This window comes from Paraburkholderia sp. BL6669N2 (assembly GCF_003387275.1).
GTDB lineage: Bacteria > Pseudomonadota > Gammaproteobacteria > Burkholderiales > Burkholderiaceae > Paraburkholderia.
The window spans coordinates 448,680-471,570 of sequence record NZ_QUNA01000002.1 but is presented as its reverse complement, the minus strand read 5'-3'; the positions used below and the strand labels follow the sequence as shown (position 1 = coordinate 471,570).

Genomic DNA, 22,891 nt, shown 5'->3' with positions numbered 1-22,891 from the left:
CGCATCATGCTTGTATTTCTCGACAGGTGGTTCAGTATGCTGGCTGGTGAAATCGACACGCATCTCATTCTGCCGGTGCTGTATCACTTCGGCTGGATGGAGTGGGAGGAGTTGTCGTTCGACTGGGCGCTTGTCGGCGTCTACGGCCTGTTCGCGGTGATCGTCACGTACGCTGTGTGCTGGCCGCTCGAAGTGTTCTTTCCGATCGAGCGCTGGGAAAACCGGAAAGCCGTGCTGATCGACGCGTTCTATACGATTTTCAACCGGGTCGGCGTATTGCCTGTCTTTAGTTTCCTGCTGTTTTACCAGGTACAGGTATGGGTGTACGGTTTTGTGATCGCGCACGGCTACATACCGCCGACGCTCGAGACGCTTATACCGCCGCTTCTCGGGCATCCGGTCATCACCTTCATTGCGTATGCGTTGATACTCGACTGTACCGACTATTGGCGTCACCGCCTGTCCCATTCATCGCGCAGCGCTTACGCACTTCATGCATTGCACCATGCGCAGCGGCAGATGAGTTTCTGGTCGGATGACCGCAACCATGTGCTCGATGAACTGGTCGCCGGCGTGTGGTTCGGCGCCGTTGGTTTAGCGATCGGCATTCCCCCGCTGCAATTTCCGCTGCTGTTCCTGATCATGCGCTTCATCGAAAGCCTGAGCCATGCGAATATCAAGCTTTCGTTCGGCTGGCTCGGCGACCGGTTGATCGTCTCGCCGCGCTTTCACAGGCTGCATCACGGCCTGCGGGCGGCGGGGCGAAACTCCTGCAATTACGGCGCTGTGTTTCCGATCTGGGACATCGTGTTTCGTACAGCCAATTTTTCTGACGAGTACCCACCTACCGGAGATCGTCGCGCACCGGAATCGATGGCCACGGGCGGCTACCTCGCGCAGCAACTGGGCGGCTTCCAGTTTTTCCTTGAAGAATGGCGACAAGCGGCAAAGGCTGCGCGTTCTCAAAGTTGAAATGCAACACCTTCACTCGTATAAGGTGTTGCCATGGAAAAAACGATACCAATAGCGCCAGGCTGAAGAACCGCTGACGATTGCCAGGATGCCTCTGGAGGCACATACAACTATCGGAACTGTACCCCTGACGAAGCCGCCAAAATGTATCTCAAGCCTGCAGCCGATCGCATTTAATCTCCTGCTATGCACCCGCGAGCAGCAGGCAAACGCGTCCTGCACCGTGACTCACGCTCTCACAGAGAGTGAACGCCCCTTTTGACTGCCCACACGTTATCTCCGTCATGATCGTCCGCCCGGCGCCCAACTGGTTTCGCATGCTCTTTGTGTGGCACGGATCTGTCCTTAAGGCAATCCTTCCCCAACTGGCGCTGATGACACTCGTGAGCGTGCTGGCCATGTGCACGCACGGCCGGATCTTCGGCGAAAAGGTTCCGTTGAATACGACGCCCTTCACGCTGTGCGGCGTCGCGTTGACGATCTTTCTAGCGTTTCGCAACAGCGCCAGCTATGAGCGCTATTGGGAAGCACGCCGCCTTTGGGGCAACGTGCTCATCGCCGCGCGTACGCTCACCTCGCAGGTCCGCCGCTACCTGCCCGGCGACAGCGCCCTGTTCGACAACGCCGCTTTCGTTCGCCTCTTGATCGCATTCGCCTATGCGCTCAAGCATCAACTCCGTCACTCGGACCCGTCGGCCGACCTTGCGAAGCTGCTCGGCACCGCACAGGCCGCGGAGCTTCGCGGCCGCCTCTTCACGCCGATGCTGCTGCTCGACGAAGCGCGTAAGCGTCTCGCCGCGCTCAATCGCGCGGGCGTGCTGGCCGACATGCACCTCTGGATGCTCGACAGGCCGCTCGACGAACTCGGCGCGGCCGTCGGCGGATGCGAGCGGATCCACGCAACCCCGATTCCCTTCGCCTACGGCGTTCTGCTCCATCGAACCGTCTACGCCTACTGTGCCCTGCTCCCCTTCGGTCTCATCGACTCAATTGGCTTTGCGACGCCGCTCATCTGCGTATTCGTGTCCTACACCTTGCTCGCGCTGGAAGCCATCGCGAGCGAAATCGCGGACCCCTTCGGCCTCGCGCCGAACAGCCTGGCACTCGATGCCATGACGCGCAACATCGAACGCGCCGTGCTCGAACTGACCGACGAGGAAGTGCCGCCCGCGATCCAGCCCGGCCCGTGCTACGAGCTTAGCTAACGTCCAGATCCGGAGAACATCTCATGTCTAGCCCTTTGATGGCGAAACCAGCGTGCCACGCGCCGTGGTGTGCTTCGAACGATTGGGCATGTCCGCCCGGTCGGTGTGGCGAACCCGCTCCCCTTTTCTCCGGTGCGATGATAAAGCCGACGAGACTCGCCGCTTTCAGAGACCTTAGCGTGCCTGGCAGCCTGCTTCAGCGCGCGCACGCCGTCGCCAGCTTGCCGACCGTAATGACAGCCTGCTCGATTTCGGTCGACCACGGGCTGCTGTAGTTGAGGCGGATGAAATTCCGGTAGCTGTCCGATACCGAGAACATGTAGCCGGGGCCGATCGTGATGCGCTTTTCGAGCAAAAGCTTGTAGAGCATCATCGAGTCGACCTTCGAAGGTAGCTCGACCCACAGCACGTAGCCTCCCGCCGGGCTCGATATGCGCGTGCCGGCAGGAAAGAAGCGCGTGACCATCGCTCTCATCAGACTGGCCTGCTGCGCGTAGTTCCTGCGCACGCGCCGCAAGTGATGCTCATAGCCGTCGCGCTCGAGATATTCCGCAATCGCCAGTTGTGGAATGACCGGGGTAGTCAGCGTGTTCAGGAATTTCAGCTTCTCTACCTGATCGCGATAGCGGCCGGGCAGCGCCCAGCCGATGCGGTAAGCCGCCGTGAGACTCTTCGAAAATGACGCGCAGTGCAGCACCGTTCCTTTTTTGTCAAACGACTTCAGCGTGCTCGGATGCGATTTGCCGAAGTACAGCTCGTTGCAGACGCCGTTTTCAATGATCGGAACGTCCGCGCCGGCAAGCAGTTCCACGAGCGCGCGCTTGCGCTCGTCCGGCATCTGAAAACCGAGGGGATTCTGGAAGTTCGGCATCACCATGCAGGCGGCAATCGGCTGCGAGTCGATGATCCGCGCGAGCTCGTCGATGTCGATGCCGTACTCCGGGTGCGTCGCCACCTCGATCGCCTTCATGCCCGAACGCTCGATGGCGTGGAGCATCGCGTAGAAGGTCGGTGATTCGACCGCAATGACGTCGCCCGCCTTGGCGACGGCCTGCAGGCACAGATTGATGGCCTCCGTTGCGCCTACCGTCACGATGATCTCGTTCGGATCGACGGTCATGCCGTTCTCGAGGTAGCGCCGGGCAATTTGCCGCAGGAGGTCAGGGCTGCCGGGCGGCAAGCCATTCGTCACTCCCCACAGCGCCTTGTTGCGGCCGACCGCCCACGCATAGCGATTGAGCTTCTCGAACGGAAAGAGCTCGGGATCGGGATAGGGCGAGCCGAGCGGCACGGCGCGGTCGACACTGATCGAGCGCAGCGTCGAGAGCACGAGCCGGCTCACGTCGACGGAAGCAGACACTGCAATCGGTCGTGTCGGACACAACCCGTGCGCGGAGCGGTCGCCTTCTTGCGCGCGCAGGCTCACAAAGTAGCCTGACTGGGGGCGGCTTTCCAGCATTCCCCGGCTTTCCAGCAGCAGATACGCGCGAATCACCGTCGTGATGCTGATGCGGTGCTGCTGGCTCGCCTGTCGAACGGATGGCACCCGGTCGCCGGGCCGATACACGCCTTTACGAATCAGATTTTCGATGTCGTCGGCGAGCCTTTCATAAAGGTTCACAGTCCTTCCCCCTGAACGCCGCACGCAGCACAGCGCTTCGACTGTGCTGCCACTCGACGAACTGTACTCGAGCAAGTCGGGGGATTCTGTGCACTCGTGAACGCGGCCTTTGCTTTTACGCTTACGCCAATCAATCGCAGTATGCGGCTCTGTCGAAAAAAGACCGGGGCCCGCGCGAAGTCAACGGAGCCAAGGGCATGGACAAGGCAAAGCAAAAAGGCAAAATCGAGGCGTATCACCACCCCGCCGCCGGCTGGGGCGCACTGAAGTATGTCGCCATCAATCTGATCAAGGAGCGCGTTGCCGGCAGCAACTATCGTACCCTGTTCAAGCAGAACCAGCCGGACGGCTTCGATTGCCCCGGCTGCGCATGGCCCGATCGCCAGCACGCGTCGACATTCGAATTCTGCGAGAACGGCGTGAAGGCCGTCGCGGCCGAAGCCACGACCAAGCGCGTCACACCGGCGACTTTCGAGGCGAACACGGTCGAATCGCTCATGAAGCAGACCGATTACGAACTCGAGCAGCATGGCCGGCTCACCGACCCGATGGTGTACGACGCCCGCACGGACCGCTACCGGCCCATAGCCTGGGACGACGCCTTCGCGCTCATTGCAAGGCATCTCAACCAGCTGGATTCGCCGGACGAAGCCGCGTTCTACACGTCGGGACGCGCGAGCAACGAGGCCGCGTTCCTCTATCAGCTGTTCGTGCGCATGTACGGCACGAACAACTTCCCCGACTGCTCGAATATGTGCCACGAAGCAACCAGCCGCGGCCTGCCGACGACGGTGGGCGTAGGCAAGGGCACGGTCACGCTCGACGACTTCGAACTGGCGGACACCATTATCGTCTTCGGGCAAAACCCGGCCACGAACCATCCGCGCATGCTGGGCGAACTGCGTGAAGCGTCGCGCCGCGGCGCCACAATTGTATCGGTGAATCCGTTGCGCGAACGCGGTCTCGAACGCTTCGCGAGCCCGCAGCACCCGGTCGAAATGCTGACCTTCAGCAGTACGAAGATCGCCTCGACGTTCATCCAGCCGAAACTGGGCGGAGACTTCGCGCTCATCAAGGGCGTGGCCAAGCATCTCATCGAGCTCGACGACAAGGCGATTGAAAACAGCACGGAACGCGTGCTCGATCTCGACTTCATCAACCAGCACACTCTCGGCTTCAGCGCGTTCGCCGACGACCTGCGCAGCGAGAGCTGGCCGCTTCTCGAAGCGCAGTCCGGCGTCGCCCGCGAAGACGTCGAAGGTCTCGCGCGCATCTATGCCAACGGCAAGCGCGTGATCGCCACCTGGGGCATGGGCATTACGCAGCACAAGCATTCGGTGCAGACCGTGCACATGCTCTCAAACCTGCTGATGATGCGCGGCAATATCGGCCGCGAGGGCGCCGGCCTGTGTCCCGTGCGCGGCCACTCGAACGTGCAGGGCAACCGGACCGTGGGCATCGAGGACAAGCCCACGCAGGCCTTCCTTGACCGGCTGGGCAAGGTGTTCGACTTCGATCCACCGCGCGAGCATGGTCTCGACGTCGTCGAGACGGTCGAGCACATGATCGAAGGCAAAGTGAAGGTGTTCATGGGGCTGGGCGGCAACTTCGCCATGGCGACCCCGGACACCCGTCGCACCTTCGACGGCCTGCGTTCCTGCGACCTCACGGTCCACATCACGACCAAGCTCAACCGCAGCCATCTTGTGCACGGTGCCAATGCGCTGATCCTGCCCACGCTCGGCCGCACCGAGATAGATGTGCAGAACGGCATCGCTCAGGGGGTCACGGTCGAAGACTCGATGAGCATGGTGCACATATCGTATGGCATGAACAAGCCCGCCTCGCCGAACCTGATGTCCGAAACGGCAATCGTCGCGAACATCGCGCACGCCACGCTCGGCGACGAGAAGGTGGACTGGCTCGCGTACGTCCGCGACTACGCGAAGATCCGCGACGCCATCGAGCAGGCCATCGAGGGCTTTGACCGGTGCAACGAGCGCATCCAGCACCCGGGCGGCTTCCATCTGCGCGTGGCCGCGCGCGAGCGCGACTGGAAGACCTCGACCGGCAAGGCGAACTTCGTCGTGCACGCCGTGCAGCAGGACACGCCGATCGCCCGTGCAAAGGCGATTCACGGCGAACGCCTGATGACGCTGATGACCACGCGCTCCCACGACCAGTACAACACGACGGTCTACGCGCTCGACGATCGCTATCGCGGCGTCTTCGGCCAGCGACGCGTCGTTTTCATCAATCCGACCGACATAGGCATGCTCGGTTTGAAGAACGGCGACTGGGTCGACATGACCACGGTCTGGGACGACGGCATCGAACGCCGTGCGGACCACTTCCGCCTCGTCGAATACGACATTCCGCGCGGCTGCATCGGGGCGTACTACCCGGAGACGAATCCGCTCGTCCCGCTGTCGAGCGTGGGCGACGTCTGCAACACCCCGACCTCGAAGTCGATTCCGGTGTTGCTGCACCGTTCGTCCGAGCCGCCCCTGCTGCCTGCGTTCTGATTCCCACTGTCGGGTCGAGTCGCGCGCGTTTCTGTTCTCTAATCACCTGGTGATCACCATGTCTATCGAAGCCCTGAATCTGGCCCGCGGTCAGTTCGCCTTGACCGCGATCTTCCACATACTCTGGCCGATCCTCACGATCAGCCTGTCCGCCTTTCTGCTCGTCGTCGAAATCCTTTGGGTCAAGACGAGCGACGTCGTCTGGTACCGCCACGCGCGGTTCTGGAGCAAGCTGCTGCTGCTGAACTTCGCCGTCGGCGTCGTGAGCGGCATTCCCCTGGAATTCGAGTTCGGCACGAACTGGGGACCGTTTTCCCAATACACAGGCCAGTTCTTCGGCAATATCCTCGGCTTCGAGGGGGCCCTGGCGTTCATGCTGGAGGCGGGCTTCATCGGCATCATGATGCTCGGATGGGGTCGCGTGCCCAAGGGCGTGCACCTGTTCGCCACCGCGATGGTCGCGTTCGGCTCGTCCCTTTCCGCTTTCTGGATCATGGTCGCGAACTCGTGGCTGCAAACGCCGAGCGGCGTAACCGTGGTGGACGGCAAGCTCGTCGTCACCGACTACCTCAAGGCGATCTTCAGCCCGGACATGCCTTGGGGCGCGTCGCACATGTGGGTCGCCGCACTCGAAACGGGCCTCGTCGTGATCGCCGGCATCTCGGCGTACTACCTGTTCAAGCGTCGCAATCCGGCGTTCTTTGCCCGCTCGTTCAAGCTCGCGCTCCTGCTGCTGGTATTCGTCGCGCCCGTGCAGATCTGGCTCGGCGATTCGAGCGGCGTCGACGTCTTCAAAACGCAGCCAGCCAAGGGCGCCGCGATCGAGGGCCACTGGGAAACGAACGCACCCGGTACCGGTGCGAGCTGGTCGCTCCTTGCATGGCCGGATACCGCCAAACAACGCAACGACTGGTCGCTTGAAGTGCCCGGCCTGCTGAGCGTTCTCGGCACGCACAGCCTGCACGGTCAGGTCACGGGCCTGAAAGACATTCCCGTCCAGAATCAGCCGCCGATGATCCCGCTGCTTTACTACGCGTTTCGCGTCATGGTCGGGATCGGTTTCCTGTTGATGGTGCTCGCATTCTGGACCCTCTACGCATTGCGCAAGTCGGGCCGCCACCTCGACAAGCTGCTTGCACAGCGCAAGCTGCTGCTCGCCTGGGTGCTGGCGATCCCACTGCCGTACATTGCCGTCGAAAGCGGGTGGATCGTGCGCGAGGTGGGCCGCCAGCCGTGGCTCGTCTACGGTCTGCTGCGCACCGAGCACGCCGCCTCCGCCATTCCCGCCGGCACCGTTTTGGGCAGCATGATCATGTTCTGCGCGTTGTTCGTCATCCTGATCGTGTCGTTCTTCGTGTTCGCCCGGCGCTGGCTGCGTCAAGGTCCCGATCTCGACCTGATGCCGCCGGCCGAGCCCGCACGCCAGGCCGTCGCGCACGCCGTTGAGTATTGATCTGCGCCGACTCCCCAGTTCGCTTTGACCTTACAGGAAATCATCATGACCCCCGCATCAACCCAGGACCTGTTGAATCACGCATGGTTCGGGCTCATCGGCCTGATGCTCGTGCTCTACGTCGTCACGGACGGCTTTGACCTCGGCGTGGGCGTGCTCACGCTGCTGCAGCGCCGCGAGAGCGACCGCGACCTCATGGTCCAGTCCATCGGCCACGTCTGGGACGCCAACGAAACCTGGCTCGTCGTGCTCGGCGGCGCCCTCTTTGGCGCCTTTCCAGCAGCCTATGCGATGATCCTCTCTGATCTCTACGTCCCCGTGATGGTGCTGATCGCGAGCTTCATCATGCGTGGCGCGGCCATCGAGTTCCGTCACTCGGCCCACTCGAGCAAGATCGTGTGGGACCGCGTTTTCGGCATCGGCAGCCTGTTCGCCGCGGTCTCGCAAGGCATCGTGCTCGGCAAGATTCTTACCGGCTTCGTGCCGGGCGCCTCGAGCCTCGGCTTCGTCGCAGTCACGGCGATCGGCGTCGTATCCGGTTATTGCCTGCTCGGCGCGACCTGGCTCGTGAAGAAGACCACGGGCGGACTCGAGAGCTCGGCGCGCCGCTACGCCATCGTTTCCGTCTTCACGACCGTGGCCGCCGCCCTCGTGGTTTCGTTCGCGACGCTGAAGCTGAGCCCGGTCGGCGTGACGCGCTGGCAGGAACAGGGCGTCTTCCATCTACTGATCGCGCTTGCGGTGCTCGCTGCGCTGGCGTTCCTGTATGTGCTTTACGCGATCCACATGCGTGGCGAACACGGCCCGTTCGTGGGGGCGACGCTGCTCTTCGTGATCTCGTTCGCGGGGCTCGCCATCAGCCTGTTCCCGTACATCGTGCCGGGCCAGATGACCGTTGCCGCCGCCGCCTCGGATAGCGCGACGCTCACTTTCATGCTCTTCGGCATCGGCACCGTCTTCCCGATCATGGTCGGCTACAATCTTTACCAATACCATCTGTTCCGCGGCAAGTTGGTGCCGGTCAAGCACTAGGCGGCCACCGCGCTACGTCAACAACGCCTTGCGCGCGGGACACCGTGCGCACGGCATTTTTCTTAGTGTCGCCGCGTGCGAAGCGTCACCGGCAAGCGACCCTTCGGCGCGCCAGTGCCCGCAGAAGCGCTCGACGAAGCCACCAGCGCACCTCGGACCACGGCCGCGAGGAGACTCGCGCTCCCTCCATCGACCACTCAAGCGATGCCTGACACTCACAGCTTCGACGACGTCCAGCGCTGCCACACGCGTCTTCACGGGTCACCTGGTGCCGCTCGCGGCCGACAAGTTGCGATGCAGGAGCATGCCCGCGAGGCCGATGAAACCGCAACATGAGACGCGCCGGTGCTAGCTGGCGCGCCCATTCGCCGGCGCGGCGAAGAAGTGCGCGCGGGACAACCGCTGCTATCGGCCGGATTACGCATCGAGCCGGCGCATATCGGCGTCGCGGCCGAACAGGGGCATCGACATGCTCGATGTCTTCGCGACGTTGCGCGGGGGCATCCTGATTGCGGGCGACGACGGACGTCCGATCCACGCGACCCTGCGCGCATTGCTTGCGCAGTCCGACCTGATCGTGACGACGGGCGGCGCGTTGACGTCGCTCGGAGCTCCCTTCGTTCTGCGCGGCGTGCGCATGAAGCCCGGCAAGCCGGCCGCCTCGCGCGCTCATTCGCGGGCATCGTCCGGCTTTGGAGGCCAGTGCAGTGAAGCACGATGCCCTACCCTTGTCACCAGCTACGGACTCTCGAAGAGATCGTGAACGCAATCGCCGCCCCACATCGCCGACGCGGCCGTACACCAGCGTAGATTGGCCATGACGCCCGTTCTCGACACGCTCCCGCGCCCTTCGCGATGCAGGTCTCAGCCACGTCGAGGTGCGATGCGGTGAAGGTCGTCCACCGGATCAGCCGCGTCGCGCTCCGCCATGCCGTCGCGATCGTGGCCGTGCCGCATCGTGCGGTCGCGTTCAAGGTGTGCCAGTTCGCGATGGACTTTCGGAATGCATACGCCGCTCTGGAGGAAAGAGGTCCGCCGCGACGGCTCTGCCGAGTGGGTCGAAACCAAAACGCGCGACGAGCAGGCCATGATGCGAAGGGGCTGACTTCGCCTTGCCCCACCGCCCACGCAACAGGAATGCAAGGATGAAACTCATCATCAAGTATTTCGCGAGCATTCGCGAACAAATTGGCATCGAGCACGAAACCGTCGATATCGACGCGCCGCATCTGACGGTGGACGCCCTACGGGCGAGACTCGCCTCGCGCAACGCGCGGATGGCCGACGCTCTGAGCGAGGGCCTCCCGGTGCGCACAGCGGTCAACCAGGAGTTGGTGGCTGGCACGTTCGTCATGCGCCAGGACAGCGAAGTCGCGTTTTTCCCACCTGTCACCGGCGGCTGACCGGGACGGCCAACGCAGGGCGCACCCCGGCGCGCATCCGCGCACGGACGCCGTCGCCCGGCATGCTGGCGGAGGACGCCTCGAGCCGGGCCCCCGATCCCGTCAGCCGGGCCGATCGAGGTGCAGCAGCATAAAGTCCCACGCTCGCGCAAGGAGTCCGGCCTGCGGTACTGCGTCGAGCGCGACAAGAGGCGCCTGTGCGAGAACCCGGCCGTCTGTTGAGACGAGCTCGACCTTCCCCACCTTCTGGTCTGCGGCGAGCGGCGCGACGAGCGGTGACATGATTGAGACCTTCGGCTTGACGCCGCGATCCTGTCCGGCGGGCACGGTCAGCATCAGGTCATTCGCCACGCCCACCCTGACGCTCAATGCCGTGCCCTCGTAGAGGCGGGACGTCTCGACCGCCTGACCGGCCTTGTAGAACGCGACTTCCTCGAACGCACCGTAGCCGAAGTCGAGCATTCTCAGGCTGTCGCGCACACGGTCGGATCCCGTCGGGTCGCCCATCACGACACTGATAACACGCCGCGTTATGCCGGGGGCGCCGCGTACGGGCCGCAGAGCGCTGGCGATCAGGCAATACCCGGCGGCGTCGGTATGTCCGGTCTTGAGGCCGTCAACAGTCGGATCGAGCCAGAGCAGGCGATTACGGTTTAGCTGCCGGATGTTGTCGTAGCTGAACGTCCTGACCGAAAAGATTGGATAGTCCTGTGGGAAATCGTGAATCAGACGCATCGCGAGAATCGCCAGATCGCCTGCCGTCGTGTAGTGATTCGGTTCAGGCATGCCGTTGACGTCCGCAAAGTGCGTGTGGCTCATCCCTATCGCCTGGGCCTCGGCATTCATCATGTCGACGAAATGCGATTGCGTGCCGCCCACGACTTCCGCCAGTGCAATCGCGGCATCGTTGCCGGACTCTACAATCAACCCGTAGAGCAGGTCGTGCACGGACACCGGCTTGTTCGCCTCGATGAACATCCTCGATTCGTCCTTGCCGACCGAGCGGACGGCATCGCTGGGCAACACCGTTTCGTCCATGCGGATTTTATTGTCCTGCAGCGCCTGAAAGACCAGATACGCCGTCATGATTTTCGTGAGCGACGCTGGCTCCATGCGCGCCTCGGCGTTCTGCGAGGCGAGGATCTGATTGCTCGACGAGTCCATTAAGACCCAGGCGCGCGCGTTGACCGCGGGCGGTGCGGTCTGGGCCGATACGCGACTCGAAAGCAGCGCGATCGAGAAAAGCGACGCGAGGAAGACATATCTCTTACGAAGGGGCTTGCACAGAGTCATACGCTCCTTGTGACGTTCAGTGTTGCTGGAAAGTGGTAAGGCAGTAGCAACGCGCGCACGCAACCGAGCGGTGCGCATCCGTCTTCATCCGGCCGTTTGCGCGATAAGTACGGTAAAGGGCAGCCCGTGCGCCCCGGAAGTCCCGTTTCCAGAATACTGTTTTGCGCGCTGGGCACCGCCCTGACGCACAGACGCCACCTCGCGGCAACTCACCATCTTCGAAAATCTGCTTTGCGCAACCGGTATAGCGGTCCCCAATCCACGCGCCCTAGACTACACGGGCCGGCTTCTGCTCCTTTGGTCTCCGTTGATCGGATGGACAGCGGATCGGGGCGCCGAATGTCCAGACTTCTCGCGCCGCGTGAACAGGACGCGCCCGGCTCGCATGCGGCACCCGCGGCTCGCCTATTCGCGCTCGGTGCCCGATCGACGGCCAGGTTGAAATCGCTACAACGGAAAAAGGAGAACCTCGATGCTTTTTGAAAAAAAACTGGCCCGCTGGTCGGAGGAAGTACGGTCGACGTCAAACCTTCCAGCGCGCCTTGTGTTGTGGAATGGTGAGCACTTCGATTTTGGCACGTTCGCCGAGCCTCATGTCACACTGAACGTCAGAAGCGCATCCGCGTTGCCGTTGCTCCTCGATCCGAGTCTCGACAATCTCGGCGAGGCATATGTGAACGGCAAGATCGATATCGAAGGCAAACTCACGGACATCATCGACATCGGCTACGCCCTCGCCCGTAGCACCGTGACGAACACCCTCTCTGCTGTGCGCGCGGTGCGCGCCATGACTCACACGAGGCGGTCCGACAAGCGGGCAATCCAATATCACTACGATGTCTCGAACGAGTTCTACCAACTGTGGCTCGACGAAAACATGGTCTACTCGTGCGCGTACTTCGAGAACGGCGACGAAGACCTCGCCGCCGCCCAACTCAAGAAGATCGACCACATCCTCGCCAAGATCCAGTTGCAGCCCGGACAGCGCCTGCTCGACATCGGCTGCGGCTGGGGCGCGCTCGTGCTGCGTGCGACCCAGAAGTTCGGCGCGCGGTGTGTAGGTATCACGCTTTCGCAGAGCCAGTTCGATCTCGCCGCTGCGCGCGTGAAAGCAGCCGGACTCGAGGACCGCATCGACATCCGCCTGCAGGACTATCGCGACGTCGAGGGCCAGTTCGACCGCATCACGAGTGTCGGCATGTTCGAGCATGTCGGCTGCCGGAATCTGCCTGACTATTTCTCTCGGATCCGCGCGTTGCTTACCGACGACGGCATCGCGATGAACCATGGGATCACGTCCACCGGCGCGGGCAGTCGCGAGACCGGCCTCGGCGGCAGCGAGTTCATCGACCGCTACGTGTTCCCGGACGGCGAACTACCGAACATCAGTGTCGCACTCGACGCGCTGCAGAGCGGCGGACTGGAGGCGGTCGACATCGAGAACCTGAGGCGACACTATGCCCGCACGCTCAACACCTGGAGCGGGAACTTCGAGGCGCAAGCCGAGCAGGCCAGAAAGCTCGTCGATGAAGTGAAGTTCCGCATCTGGCGCGTCTATCTGGCGGGTTGCGCCTACGCGTTTGAGCACGACGACGTGTCGATCTACCAGATCGTCTGCCGCAAGGCGGGGCGCAGCGCGACGACGCTGCCGTGGTCGCGCCGATACATGTACGAGCAGACGCTGCCGCGCTAGCGCATTGCCCCGCGTCGATACACGCGGCCGTGCGATGTCACTGTGCACGAGAACGACGGCGCGGGCACGCGGCCTTTCCGACCCATCGAGCTCTGAAAACGACACAGTTGGAAAATCCCCCTTGACTAACTACCTATCAGTAGATAAAGTTAAGTCTATGGACACGACATCGACAGTACGCGAGCAGATCCTCGACCACGCAATCACACTGATTATGCTCCGCGGTTACAACGGCTTTAGCTACCGCGATCTGTCGGAACTGGTCGGCGTGAAGACGTCGAGTATCCACTACTACTTCCCGTCGAAGGACGATTTGGTACTTGAAGCGGTCAATGAGTACAGCAGCGAAGTAATCAATACCGTCAAGGCAATCGACGCCGCATTGCCGGCCGATGAGAAGCTCAGCAAGTACACGAAGTTGTTTGGTAGGACCTTGGGGGACGGCAATCAGATTTGTCTGTGCGGCATGCTCGCGGCCGACATCGAATCGCTGCCGGACAACATCCGGAATGCGATACAGGCTTTTTTCAAGGCCAACGAAAGCTGGCTGGCGAAAGTGCTCGTGCAAGGTGCGCAGGAGCGTACGCTGACGGTCAACGGCAAACCGGAAAATGCCGCGCGCGCCCTCTTCGCAGCTTATCAGGGCAGTGTACTGGCAAGCCGGTTGTTTAAGACGAAGGCCCGGCTCGAAGATATCGAGGCTACCTTGAAAGTAAGTGCGGTAAAGCGGTAGTGCAGTAAAGCTGTAAGGTGAGGTAGTGATTCACTTCTTTAATTGGCCGTCTATCTATCTTTGGGTAGATAGACTTGGTCAGACGGAAAGCGAGGACATCATATCTCTCTTCGCCACTTCGTCTATCTATCGGTAGATTTACGTGGGTGAATCAATGACCATGAACACGAAACTGATTGGCGGTCTTTGTACTGCCGGGCGTGGTCACGCCTGCGCATTGACCGACGGCGGACATGCGTAACAGCACAGTCGACTATTTCCTCAACCACACCTTTGTATTGGAACATCACCATGTCACTCGAAAAAGTCCTCTATCGCGCTCACGCCCACGCGACAGGCGGTCGCGACGGCCGTGCCGTCGTCCCCGAAGGCAAGCTCGACTTCAGGCTCACTACCCCCAGGGAACTGGGCGGGGCAGGCGGTGAAGGCGCCAATCCCGAACAGCTGTTCGCCGCCGGCTACAGCGCGTGCTTTCTCGGCGCGATGAAGTTCGTCGCGGCCCGCGACAAGATCGCCATCCCCGCAGATGTCTCGATTGACGGCAGCGTCGGCATCGGCGTCCTCCCGGACGGCTTCGGCATCGAGGTCGAACTGAAGATCGCGCTGCCCGGCATGGAGCGCGAAGCGGCGCGGGCCCTGGTCGACAAGGCTCATATCGTCTGCCCGTACTCCAACGCTACGCGCGGCAACATGGACGTCACGCTCACCCTCGTTTGATCCAATTCGTCACGGCCATCCTCCAACCCGATCTGAAGAAAACATCCGCCATGAAATCATTCAAGCCCTTGCTGGTTGCAGTCACCCTTGCTGCCAGCACTACTTTTGCAGTCGCGGCGAACTCCGCGGCGCCCGCTACGCCCGACCACGTGACGAGCCAGTTCCTCCAGGCGCTGAACAGCGGCACGGGGCCAGCCCTCAACACACTGTCGCCAGCGAAGGCGCGTGAGGTGCTGGTCAACGCACAAAACGGCGTGAAGGTCGATCTGTCCGGAATCGACGTATCCAGCAAGACCATCGAACAGGACGGCATCACCGTGCCGTTGACGATCGTCCGCCCTAAAGGAGCGACGGGCACCCTGCCGGTGTTCATGTTCTTCCACGGCGGCGGCTGGATTCTCGGCGACTTCCAGACGCACGAGCGTCTGGTGCGCGACCTCGTCGTGCAATCCGGCGCGGTGGCAGTGTTTGTGAATTACACGCCGTCGCCGGAGGCGCATTACCCGGTCGCGATCAATCAGGCCTATGCCGCCACGAAGTGGGTTGCTGCCCATGGCAGCGAAATCGGCGTGGATGGTAGCCGCCTTGCGGTGGTTGGCAACAGCGTCGGCGGCAACATGGCCGCGGTCGTCAGCCTGATGGCGAAGAACAGGCAAGGTCCCGCGATCCGCTTCCAGGGCTTGATGTGGCCGGTGACGGATAACAATTTCGACGATGGATCCTACAACGCCTATGCGGAGGGCCACTTCCTGACGCGCCCCATGATGAAATGGTTCTGGGATGCCTACACGACGGATCAGGCCCAGCGTAACGAGATCTACGCGTCGCCGTTGCGTGCCTCGGTGGATCAGTTGAAGGGCCTGCCGCCAGCGCTGATTCAGGTCGCGCAGTTCGACGTGCTGCGCGACGAGGGTGAAGCCTACGGCCGCAAGCTCGACGCAGCGGGTAACGAAGCCGCGACGATCCGTTATGACGGCACCATCCACGACTTCGGTTTGCTGAACGCGCTCGCCGAAGATGCGGAGACAAAAGCCGCGATTCGCCAGCTCGCGAATGAGTTGAAGACGCGATTGCAGTAATTGCACATAACCCCGATCGCGGTGCGGTAGCGAAGTGCCACTGCGCAGCGGTTGGCACGACAACCCACAGGCTACGGCCCACGGCCTGCGAACAACGAAGCCGCGTTACGCATGCGTCAGATCATTCGACGCCTTGGGAGACAATCCGGCGCCGCGCCTGGAAATCGTGTAAATGCAGGTCGAGCAGCGCGGGAAAGGGACTCCCCCCCCTGCGCAGACCGATCGCAAACTGCCGCATACTGAGCGCGACGCGACGCGCGTAGCCCTTGCTGCCGCCGCTGTAGCGCATTAATGCCAGATTCAGATCGCCTTACGGCGCGTCGAGATAACCACGAAGGATCGAAGAGCCGATGCGCACGTTCTCGGCGGGGTCGGACAAGTCCTTGTTCAGCGCGACCACCTGCGGATGGGCGGTCGGCAGAACCTGCATGAGGCCTTTCGCACCAGCCGCGCTGATCGTCTGACGGTCGAATCCCGATACATGCCAAACCTGTGGCGACTCTGTGACGCAGCTGTGCGCCACGCCAATATGCTACGTTACATAGCGGCGCCTCGGGTGTCGTTTCCCAAAGAGCGGGAGACAGCTGCAAATGGGCGCTGCCCGTTTGATCCGCGTGAAGCCCGCAATCTGTGCTGCGTCCATCGGCACTGGTCACTATCCCTCTTTCTCAACGGCACGCCCTGCGCGGTCACACTGCGTCCGCTGCAGGCGTGGCAAGCACTCGGTGCACTGGTGCCGACGAGCCGCTACGTGCCAATACCATTCCAACCCCACGAGGAGCAATGTGCATGAAGTATGAAGGCGCTCTGCACCACAGCATCAAGAGGCGGCTCGAGCAAGTGATAGAGATGGCCGAACTGGTCGGCTTGCTGGTCATCGGCATCGGGACCGCCCTGGCGATGGGGCACCTAATCTGGAACATGGCGGACTCCGGCGACGTTACACTGACCGATCTGCTGCTCATGTTTCTATACCTCGAAGTGTTCGCCATGGTCGGGCAATACCTGAAGGCGGGGCAATTGCCGGTGCGTTTTCCGCTCTACATAGCGATGGTCTCGATCGCGCGCGACGTGATCCTGCGCGCTGGCGCGAATACGGAGCTGCATCTTGTCGCCTCGGCCGGCGCCATCTTGCTGATAGCTCTAGGTGTGCTGTTGATTCGTTATGGAGAGTGCAAGTATCCAAGCGATACCAACGAACGGCCTGACGAGGAGGCGGGTTAAGCGGGCACTGGAGATGTCGGTAGTCGCGGGACAACTCCGCGTCGTTTTCACCGAGGTATGCATGTCCGCGCCCGCGGGTGCGTCGCGGTGTGAAGGGTGCCGGAGAGACGGCCACTTTGCGCTTACTCTGCGCGAGGGACTGACGCGGGAGTGGCGTCGCGGTTATATGGATCGAGCGGGCGAAGTACGCCCGATACTTGAGCGCGAAGAAAGCCAGTCCGTCGTTGTGCGACTGGCATTTTATTTTGGACGCGCAGTTTTCAAAGAACGCTTATGAATTTCGACTTTGGGATGGTTACGCGATCGGCTGAAGTCGGGACTGAGCGCGACGATGTTCGCGACGATAGTGGCTTACCATGGAAATCGCCGCAATTACTAGCACCAACGAACCGATCAAAGTTCCCATCAACGATTCACTCATTGCCCCCCTTCGTTACCTCCCATCTGTGGTGTCAACCGGCTGAGTTCCTTGCAGGTGTAACTGTCTATCATCGCGTTGAACGATTTGATCGAACAAATCCCGAGGGTACGTTCCGGGCGCGTCGACCCTGGATCATGATGACGTGTTGCGTGCCAAGGCGTTGCATGCGTAACCCGTGACTTCTTGACGTTGCCAAATGAGAGCTGATGTGGCGTATGACGTTCACTTCGGGCCAAAGGCTCCGGCATGCCGCGACGCGGAACCATCCCACGTAGGGAAGGGTTAGCGGGGCACGTGGTAATCGGCTGGCCATCAGAACCCCTTTGGCAAACGGGCTAAAAATTACTTCCCGCCAAACCAATTGGCCTTTATGTATTATTTATGCGTCCTGCGAGGAAAGGTAACATTTTTCCATTGACCAAGATGGGCATTAAACTGCCATCGCCGATTCCGCGAACATCAATGAGAGGAGTTGCCATGGTTCTATATCACCACGGCGCAGTAATTCAGCCCTGCGTCACGAAGCATGGCAAAGCCGTTGTAGCGTGTGCATCAATCTTAGCGGAAGGCGGTGAAGCTACTTCACTCGGGAATCTCGGAGAGTTCGCGAGTCAATGCGCTTTCGCGCTTGCCGCGCGCAGTGCCACTGCATTCGTGGATGGCGAATCCCTGCCGCGCTCACCTTTTGAACTAGCTCAGGCCGCGTAGCAGTCGCGTAACGTGGCGGCAAGATCACGTCCCTCGCCGATGGAGCAGTGAATGCGGAAGTCGAACTCACCCACCCTCGGCGGCGACAAGATCGTCGCCATCGTCATCGGGGGCAGTTGCTCTCGATAGCATGTCGATGCCCGCCGGCTGGGCTTGACTTCACTGTCGGGAATCTCTCCTTCATCGGAAAATGGGAGCTGTCAATGAATGAAGAAGTCTTCAACCTCAGCATACGCAAGTTCTTAAAAATGGTTGGCGTCAATTCGCAGCGCGAGATCGAGCACGCGGTAGCCAAGGCCCTTGCTGACGGCACCATCGCAGGTACGGAATCGTTTCCCGCAAAAGTAACGCTGGAAGTTGCAGGGCTCAAGCTGAAAGTGGAGTTTGATGGCGAAATCACGCTCCAGTAAGTGCGGGATGACGTTTTCTGCACGGCAGCCGCGACGACTATCGGCAACGGTTCGCGACGGTTTTTCAACCAATGTGCCTTCGGCGACGTCAACCGCGACGGAGCGCTGTCGCTAAAGGCAGGCACCGGGCCATCTACTGCCCCTTCGACCATGCTCTCGTTCGGGCATTCGAACGTCGGCTTTACCCGGCGGATTCAACCGGTCGATGCAACACTAGATTGTTGAACAGATTTTAGGTACTCGTCCAGAGCCTCAGCAGGCGTCTGCCAGTTGAGCGTTTTCCGAGGCCTGGCGTTCAACGTATTGGCAACGGCCTGAATCTCTCCAGCGCTCCACCGGGATAGGTCTGTGCCCTTTGGAAAGTATTGCCGCAAAAGGCCGTTCGTGTTCTCGTTTGTTCCGCGCTGCCAAGGACTGTGCGGGTCAGCGAAGAAGACCTTCACCCCGGACTCGACCGTGAAGCGGGCGTGATCGGATAGTTCTTTGCCACGATCCCAGGTCAATGACCGCCACAGTTGGGCAGGCATGTCAGTAACGGTCTTCTTGAGTGCGTTGGCCATCGTGATAGCTCCGTAGCCAGCCAGTGCAGGGCCATTCTTTGTCCTGGGAATCAGCCCATAGCCTTCCTCGCGAGGCAGGTGGACAAGCATGGTGAATCGGCTTGATCGCTCGACCAGCGTTCCGATCGCAGACCGGTTCAGGCCGATGATCAGGTCACCTTCCCAATGCCCCGGCACAGCACGATCTTCTGCCTCCGCCGGGCGGCCGGAGATCATTACATCCTCGCTAACGTGCGCCCATGCCTTGGCTTGTGCCCTGGCCCTCGGCACACGCAACGCCCGCCCCGTGCGCAGACAGCTGACCAGCTCGCGCTTGAGAGCACCTCGGCTCTGGATATAGAGAGCCTGGTAAATGGCTTCGTGAGAGATGCGCATGGACTCGTCACCCGGGAAGTCGATCTGCAACCGGTTGGAAATCTGTTCGGGCGACCAGCCATTGACCCATTTACGGTCACCGCGATGCGGTTTGTTTCTCCCTTTAAACGGCGCCTGCCGGGGCCCAGAAATCGCGCGGCCATCAGCGGCGCGAACCTTACCCTCCAGACGGTCTTGCACGTAGTGGCGCAGCAGTGGGTTAGTCACCAGTTTCGAAGGTTTGGGTCGTTTGGCAACCAACTCCGACTTCCACTGCGCAACCGAAGCTCGATACTCAAGCCGGCCGCTACGAGTTGCAGCATTGCGTGTCAGTTCCCGGGAGACCGTTGATGGGCTGCGTCCGATACGGCGAGCAATCTCGCGGACCCCGATACCCTGGAAAGAAAGTAGTCCAATCTCTTCTCGCTCCGCGAGCGACAAGTACCGTCCTGATATTGGGCTCGACATGGAAAGTGGCATGCCACCATTATGGCGGAACCAGCGGGAGCCTACTGCCTGCGACACGCCAACCGCCTCTGCAGCCTTCTCACTTGTAATGCCTGTTGCGATTTGCTTCCAGAATCGCCGCTCGATCTCACGCCGATGCGACGGCGCACCTGGCGAGCGCATCGCTCCTCGCCCTGTCAACTTCTGCATCCACCCGGCTGGTCGTCCCATAAACACCTCCTCGATTAAAGGTGTTGCGACGACCGGTTGAATCCGCCCAATACACGTCCATTGCCTTCGGACGGCGCTGCCGCGAAGCAGGCGTACAGCCATCGATGGGCACGGCCGGCGATGCTTATGACAACGCGATGTGCGAGTCGTTCTTCGGCACACTCGAAGCCGAACTGCTCTGTCGCGAACACTTCGCGACCCACGAACAGGCACGGCGGCGCCTCTTCTCGTTTCTGGAGAGCTGGTACAACATACGCCGCCTGCATAGCAGCATCGGCTACTGTTCGCCGCTCGAGTTCGAAAACCTGCATGCGCAAGGTCAAAGCTTATCGCCGCGCGGGTTGCCCACCGCCGGGCAGCGTCGTGGTCGTGACAGGCGACCCGCCGCCCGGCCGTGGACAACCCGCGATTCGACCTTATCGGGAGGTGCCACACCGCATTGAACTCAACTGCAAATCTATCCGTCGAACCGGGTCAACCTCAGAGAGCAACAACTTCCCCCTCAAAAACCTTGACGGACTGCCTCAGGGCGTGATCCGGCAGCACTTCGCGTTGCCCATACATCAGATGAACGCGGTATCTCATCGCGCCATACTCAAAGATCGCCTTGCCACATGGCAGGCCTGGACCGTCTCTTCAGCAGTCGGGAAAGTTATCTGATAAGGATAACTATGTTTGAGCCACTCAGATGGTCTACGGCCTTCAACTTGACAGAGCCCGCGTGAGCCTTGCGTCGGAAACGTCAGATAGCTGCTGGCGGTTGCCCACGGCTTCAGTCGGTTGGAGCCCCTCCGTATGCGTCATCACCTGCTGCATTCCAGCGGCCATTTTTGGTTCGGTGGAAGAAAAGGCAGTGGTCCGCGTGACGGTTCCTCCCGCCGTGGATTCATCGTTTACCAATGATCCCGGCGCTGCCGGTACCTGCGACGCGTCGCGCTGTACGGCAGGACTTTTCGTGATGTCCGACGAACGCGTCGTGCTCGCAACCGGCCCCTCGTGAGTCATCGTGTCGACTTGCTGCGAGCCGCGCGAACAATTGCTCGAGTTGATCGAATACCGGGTCGTGACGGCGCAAATCGCCATTGGCCGGTGCATAGACACGTGGCCCTTTTCGGCGGGTGCGTCAACTGACATCGAGTAGGTAGAAATATCGGCTTGCGCCACGCCAGCTCCGCCCAAGGTCCGCTGCGCCGAGCGTGCGTCGGAGTAGCTATCGAACACGCCTAAAACGGTTTGTCTCATGATTGTGTCCTCCCAATCGCAGTGCGGCTACTTCGCCGCCGTAGTGGTGACGGTCGCAACACGCGTGCCTGGGTCGGGACGAAAATCGCCAGCTTTGGACCGCTTTGGCTGACCGGCAACAGCTTGGTCGGCGCCCATCACTTCAGTCGGCGGATTTTTTCATGAGGCAACAACTGGTCAAAGGTGTGTGGAAAAACATTGATCGCCTAAACTGAATCAACGCACGATTTCGACGCGACTAAAACCGAAGACCGGACCCGTTGTTCGATCCAGGCTTTCACGCGCCCTGCTTCAAAAGGGAGAATAGCGATGGCAAACGCGACAAAGTGGACCACAGTTCCAAGCCATTGCATGGCCAGGTCAGATCAAAAAAAAGCATGTCGCGTTTCTTGCCGGCGCTTTCTTCACGCCTGGCTCGGGGCACTCTGCGTCATTCTGCTAGCGGGCAACCTTGCCCAGGCAGCCACGATCCGTGGAGGCGATATCCTGGTGGTTGACGCCCGCGCAGGCAAGCTGTTTGTTGTCGATCCCAAGACGGGCGTACGCACCGTCATCAGTGACTTTCTAGATCCGTCAGAAGGGCCTGTGGACAGATCGTTTCTCGCGGGCGTTGCAATAGGACGGAGACAGATATTCGTCACCGCTGCCACTACCGGCGTTTACGCGGTTGATCCGCGCACCGGTAACCGGACTTGGTGAGCGATTTCACTGCCGGGGTATTTCGTGGAGACGTCTTTGGCTCGGCGGTCGATGCGTCCGGGCGTCTCATGACAAATTGGGCGCAACCACAATTCGGCGGCGCTCCGAGGTCGATCGCTCGCATAGATACACGGACGGGCACCCGCATTGTGGTCAGCGATCTCACGAACCCCGCTCAGGGCGACGTGTTCAATTGCTGTGTCGCGTACTTTACCGATCTCGCGCTGGAGAAAACCGGGACGATCGTCGCAAGCGTCACGTGGTTCGTCCCCGTCGGCGCTGGCCGGGACGTTGGGGACGTGTACCGGATCGATTCAAATACGGGCCAACGATCGCTGCTCAGCGATTTCACCAACCCGGCACAGGGTGCCACCGGCTCGGTACCTTCAACCGGCATTGCCGTCGAGACCTCTGGCCAGATCCTGGTCGATTCGCACGGGTCGGCAATCTCGCCCGTCCCCAAAAATCGACTTCTGCGAATTGATCCCAACACCGGGAACCGTGCTGTCCTCAGTGATTTCGACAATGCCGCGCAAGCACCGCTGGGGTCGCGCCTCTCCGGTATTGCCCTGGAAGCGCGGGCGGGAAGAATCATTGTCGGCGCAGGCAATCCCGCGAGCACAGCCGCCGACCCCACCCTGCTCTTCCGAATCGACCCGCAAACCGGGCAACGAACTTTGCTTAGCAATTCAAGCGATCCCAAACAAGGACCGCCGTTCGTATGGATCTCGGAGATTGCAGTCGTGCCGGAAAAAGCCAACGACGCGGGCTTTGTCGCCGCTCCAACAACCAATTCGCTAGCGAGTCCGTTTGGACCCGTCAAATGAGACGCAACGGAGACACTTCTGCAAGCCCTTCCGTTCCAGTGG

The 22,891-nt window shown here is 61.1% G+C and carries 22 protein-coding genes and 1 pseudogene; 17 read left to right on the top strand and 6 right to left on the bottom strand.

Going from position 1 to position 22,891, the window contains the following annotated elements; translation table 11 throughout:
• The first annotated feature begins 6 nt into the window (after positions 1 to 6).
• The gene (locus B0G80_RS24700) at positions 7 to 972 is read left to right on the top strand and encodes a sterol desaturase family protein (protein ID WP_116120398.1); all 966 of its coding nucleotides are present in this window, start codon (positions 7 to 9) and stop codon (positions 970 to 972) included.
• A gap of 284 nt (positions 973 to 1,256) precedes the next feature.
• Complete coding sequence (locus tag B0G80_RS24695) at positions 1,257 to 2,177, top strand: bestrophin family protein (RefSeq protein ID WP_116120397.1); 921 nt, start codon at positions 1,257 to 1,259, stop codon at positions 2,175 to 2,177.
• Between the two features lie 196 nt (positions 2,178 to 2,373).
• Here B0G80_RS24695 and B0G80_RS24690 read toward each other — a convergent pair whose 3' ends face one another.
• On the bottom strand, positions 2,374 to 3,798 hold the full coding sequence (locus B0G80_RS24690) for a PLP-dependent aminotransferase family protein (RefSeq protein ID WP_116120395.1): 1,425 nt from the start codon (positions 3,796 to 3,798) through the stop codon (positions 2,374 to 2,376).
• A gap of 197 nt (positions 3,799 to 3,995) precedes the next feature.
• Between B0G80_RS24690 and B0G80_RS24685 the strand changes: the two genes are divergently transcribed.
• From B0G80_RS24685 to moaD, 7 genes and pseudogenes are all read left to right on the top strand, one after another.
• The gene (locus B0G80_RS24685; protein WP_116120393.1) at positions 3,996 to 6,323 is read left to right on the top strand and encodes an FdhF/YdeP family oxidoreductase; all 2,328 of its coding nucleotides are present in this window, start codon (positions 3,996 to 3,998) and stop codon (positions 6,321 to 6,323) included.
• Positions 6,324 to 6,381: 58 nt separating this feature from the next.
• Positions 6,382 to 7,776 (top strand): cytochrome ubiquinol oxidase subunit I, encoded by a 1,395-nt coding sequence (locus B0G80_RS24680; RefSeq protein WP_116123701.1) that lies wholly within the window; start codon positions 6,382 to 6,384, stop codon positions 7,774 to 7,776.
• 45 nt (positions 7,777 to 7,821) lie between these two features.
• On the top strand, positions 7,822 to 8,808 hold the full coding sequence (locus B0G80_RS24675; RefSeq protein WP_116120391.1) for a cytochrome d ubiquinol oxidase subunit II: 987 nt from the start codon (positions 7,822 to 7,824) through the stop codon (positions 8,806 to 8,808).
• A 345-nt stretch (positions 8,809 to 9,153) separates the two neighbouring features.
• Positions 9,154 to 9,258, top strand: a pseudogene (locus B0G80_RS48195) (hypothetical protein); the annotation flags it as partial.
• Positions 9,259 to 9,277: 19 nt separating this feature from the next.
• Positions 9,278 to 9,571 (top strand): hypothetical protein, encoded by a 294-nt coding sequence (locus B0G80_RS24670; RefSeq protein WP_258879018.1) that lies wholly within the window; start codon positions 9,278 to 9,280, stop codon positions 9,569 to 9,571.
• A 92-nt stretch (positions 9,572 to 9,663) separates the two neighbouring features.
• Positions 9,664 to 9,957: a molybdenum cofactor biosynthesis protein MoaE gene (locus B0G80_RS48190; protein ID WP_116120387.1), complete on the top strand. Its 294-nt coding sequence runs from the start codon at positions 9,664 to 9,666 to the stop codon at positions 9,955 to 9,957.
• Entirely contained in the window at positions 9,954 to 10,211 is a 258-nt protein-coding gene (gene moaD, locus B0G80_RS24660; RefSeq protein ID WP_116120385.1) for a molybdopterin converting factor subunit 1, read from the top strand. Before B0G80_RS48190 ends, moaD begins: the two co-directional genes overlap by 4 nt.
• Positions 10,212 to 10,313: 102 nt before the next feature.
• Here moaD and B0G80_RS24655 read toward each other — a convergent pair whose 3' ends face one another.
• Positions 10,314 to 11,504 (bottom strand): D-alanyl-D-alanine carboxypeptidase family protein, encoded by a 1,191-nt coding sequence (locus B0G80_RS24655; protein ID WP_116120383.1) that lies wholly within the window; start codon positions 11,502 to 11,504, stop codon positions 10,314 to 10,316.
• Positions 11,505 to 11,976: 472 nt separating this feature from the next.
• Between B0G80_RS24655 and B0G80_RS24650 the strand changes: the two genes are divergently transcribed.
• From B0G80_RS24650 to B0G80_RS24635, 4 genes are all read left to right on the top strand, one after another.
• Entirely contained in the window at positions 11,977 to 13,197 is a 1,221-nt protein-coding gene (locus tag B0G80_RS24650) for a cyclopropane-fatty-acyl-phospholipid synthase family protein (protein ID WP_116120381.1), read from the top strand.
• 157 nt (positions 13,198 to 13,354) lie between these two features.
• Entirely contained in the window at positions 13,355 to 13,930 is a 576-nt protein-coding gene (locus B0G80_RS24645) for a TetR/AcrR family transcriptional regulator (RefSeq protein WP_116120379.1), read from the top strand.
• Between the two features lie 291 nt (positions 13,931 to 14,221).
• Entirely contained in the window at positions 14,222 to 14,647 is a 426-nt protein-coding gene (locus tag B0G80_RS24640) for an organic hydroperoxide resistance protein (RefSeq protein ID WP_116120377.1), read from the top strand.
• A 50-nt stretch (positions 14,648 to 14,697) separates the two neighbouring features.
• The gene (locus B0G80_RS24635; RefSeq protein WP_116123700.1) at positions 14,698 to 15,726 is read left to right on the top strand and encodes an alpha/beta hydrolase; all 1,029 of its coding nucleotides are present in this window, start codon (positions 14,698 to 14,700) and stop codon (positions 15,724 to 15,726) included.
• A 121-nt stretch (positions 15,727 to 15,847) separates the two neighbouring features.
• Here B0G80_RS24635 and B0G80_RS47145 read toward each other — a convergent pair whose 3' ends face one another.
• Positions 15,848 to 16,015, bottom strand: a complete 168-nt coding sequence (locus B0G80_RS47145; RefSeq protein ID WP_258879017.1) for a hypothetical protein — start codon at positions 16,013 to 16,015, stop codon at positions 15,848 to 15,850.
• Positions 16,016 to 16,036: 21 nt separating this feature from the next.
• A complete protein-coding gene (locus B0G80_RS47140) occupies positions 16,037 to 16,249 on the bottom strand; it encodes a lytic transglycosylase domain-containing protein (protein ID WP_258879016.1) in 213 nt (70 codons plus the stop codon).
• A gap of 266 nt (positions 16,250 to 16,515) precedes the next feature.
• Between B0G80_RS47140 and B0G80_RS24625 the strand changes: the two genes are divergently transcribed.
• Together B0G80_RS24625 and B0G80_RS24615 are read left to right on the top strand one after the other, a co-directional pair.
• Complete coding sequence (locus B0G80_RS24625) at positions 16,516 to 16,950, top strand: phosphate-starvation-inducible protein PsiE (protein ID WP_116123699.1); 435 nt, start codon at positions 16,516 to 16,518, stop codon at positions 16,948 to 16,950.
• A 1,332-nt stretch (positions 16,951 to 18,282) separates the two neighbouring features.
• A complete protein-coding gene (locus B0G80_RS24615; RefSeq protein WP_116120373.1) occupies positions 18,283 to 18,489 on the top strand; it encodes a DUF6494 family protein in 207 nt (68 codons plus the stop codon).
• 194 nt (positions 18,490 to 18,683) lie between these two features.
• Here B0G80_RS24615 and B0G80_RS24610 read toward each other — a convergent pair whose 3' ends face one another.
• A complete protein-coding gene (locus B0G80_RS24610; RefSeq protein WP_116120371.1) occupies positions 18,684 to 20,060 on the bottom strand; it encodes an IS30 family transposase in 1,377 nt (458 codons plus the stop codon).
• Positions 20,061 to 20,185: 125 nt separating this feature from the next.
• On the opposite strand from B0G80_RS24610, the gene B0G80_RS48185 reads away from it, so the two are divergent.
• A complete protein-coding gene (locus tag B0G80_RS48185) occupies positions 20,186 to 20,524 on the top strand; it encodes an integrase core domain-containing protein (protein WP_181920057.1) in 339 nt (112 codons plus the stop codon).
• Positions 20,525 to 20,783: 259 nt separating this feature from the next.
• Here the strand turns inward: B0G80_RS48185 and B0G80_RS46040 are convergent, their stop codons facing one another.
• Positions 20,784 to 21,323 carry a hypothetical protein gene (locus tag B0G80_RS46040; protein WP_181920056.1) on the bottom strand — a complete coding sequence of 180 codons (540 nt, stop codon included), beginning with the start codon at positions 21,321 to 21,323 and terminating at the stop codon, positions 20,784 to 20,786.
• Positions 21,324 to 22,018: 695 nt separating this feature from the next.
• Between B0G80_RS46040 and B0G80_RS24590 the strand changes: the two genes are divergently transcribed.
• Positions 22,019 to 22,849: a hypothetical protein gene (locus tag B0G80_RS24590; RefSeq protein ID WP_147309907.1), complete on the top strand. Its 831-nt coding sequence runs from the start codon at positions 22,019 to 22,021 to the stop codon at positions 22,847 to 22,849.
• Positions 22,850 to 22,891 lie beyond the last annotated feature (42 nt).

What these genes read in the sequence shown, in the direction of transcription:
- B0G80_RS24695 (WP_116120397.1), top strand. Translation starts at nt 1,257, where the DNA reads ATGATCGTCCGCCCGGCGCCCAACTGGTTTCGCATGCTCTTTGTGTGG.
- B0G80_RS24680 (WP_116123701.1), top strand. Translation starts at nt 6,382, where the DNA reads ATGTCTATCGAAGCCCTGAATCTGGCCCGCGGTCAGTTCGCCTTGACC.
- B0G80_RS24625 (WP_116123699.1), top strand. Translation starts at nt 16,516, where the DNA reads ATGAAGTATGAAGGCGCTCTGCACCACAGCATCAAGAGGCGGCTCGAG.
- B0G80_RS48185 (WP_181920057.1), top strand. Translation starts at nt 20,186, where the DNA reads ATGGGCACGGCCGGCGATGCTTATGACAACGCGATGTGCGAGTCGTTC.
- B0G80_RS24700 (WP_116120398.1), top strand. Translation starts at nt 7, where the DNA reads ATGCTTGTATTTCTCGACAGGTGGTTCAGTATGCTGGCTGGTGAAATC.
- B0G80_RS24645 (WP_116120379.1), top strand. Translation starts at nt 13,355, where the DNA reads ATGGACACGACATCGACAGTACGCGAGCAGATCCTCGACCACGCAATC.
- B0G80_RS24635 (WP_116123700.1), top strand. Translation starts at nt 14,698, where the DNA reads ATGAAATCATTCAAGCCCTTGCTGGTTGCAGTCACCCTTGCTGCCAGC.
- B0G80_RS24685 (WP_116120393.1), top strand. Translation starts at nt 3,996, where the DNA reads ATGGACAAGGCAAAGCAAAAAGGCAAAATCGAGGCGTATCACCACCCC.
- B0G80_RS24615 (WP_116120373.1), top strand. Translation starts at nt 18,283, where the DNA reads ATGAATGAAGAAGTCTTCAACCTCAGCATACGCAAGTTCTTAAAAATG.
- B0G80_RS24610 (WP_116120371.1), bottom strand. Translation starts at nt 20,060, where the DNA reads ATGCAGAAGTTGACAGGGCGAGGAGCGATGCGCTCGCCAGGTGCGCCG.
- B0G80_RS46040 (WP_181920056.1), bottom strand. Translation starts at nt 21,323, where the DNA reads ATGAGACAAACCGTTTTAGGCGTGTTCGATAGCTACTCCGACGCACGC.
- B0G80_RS24670 (WP_258879018.1), top strand. Translation starts at nt 9,278, where the DNA reads ATGCTCGATGTCTTCGCGACGTTGCGCGGGGGCATCCTGATTGCGGGC.
- moaD (WP_116120385.1), top strand. Translation starts at nt 9,954, where the DNA reads ATGAAACTCATCATCAAGTATTTCGCGAGCATTCGCGAACAAATTGGC.
- B0G80_RS24675 (WP_116120391.1), top strand. Translation starts at nt 7,822, where the DNA reads ATGACCCCCGCATCAACCCAGGACCTGTTGAATCACGCATGGTTCGGG.
- B0G80_RS48190 (WP_116120387.1), top strand. Translation starts at nt 9,664, where the DNA reads ATGCAGGTCTCAGCCACGTCGAGGTGCGATGCGGTGAAGGTCGTCCAC.
- B0G80_RS24655 (WP_116120383.1), bottom strand. Translation starts at nt 11,504, where the DNA reads ATGACTCTGTGCAAGCCCCTTCGTAAGAGATATGTCTTCCTCGCGTCG.
- B0G80_RS47145 (WP_258879017.1), bottom strand. Translation starts at nt 16,015, where the DNA reads ATGCGCTACAGCGGCGGCAGCAAGGGCTACGCGCGTCGCGTCGCGCTC.
- B0G80_RS24650 (WP_116120381.1), top strand. Translation starts at nt 11,977, where the DNA reads ATGCTTTTTGAAAAAAAACTGGCCCGCTGGTCGGAGGAAGTACGGTCG.
- B0G80_RS24640 (WP_116120377.1), top strand. Translation starts at nt 14,222, where the DNA reads ATGTCACTCGAAAAAGTCCTCTATCGCGCTCACGCCCACGCGACAGGC.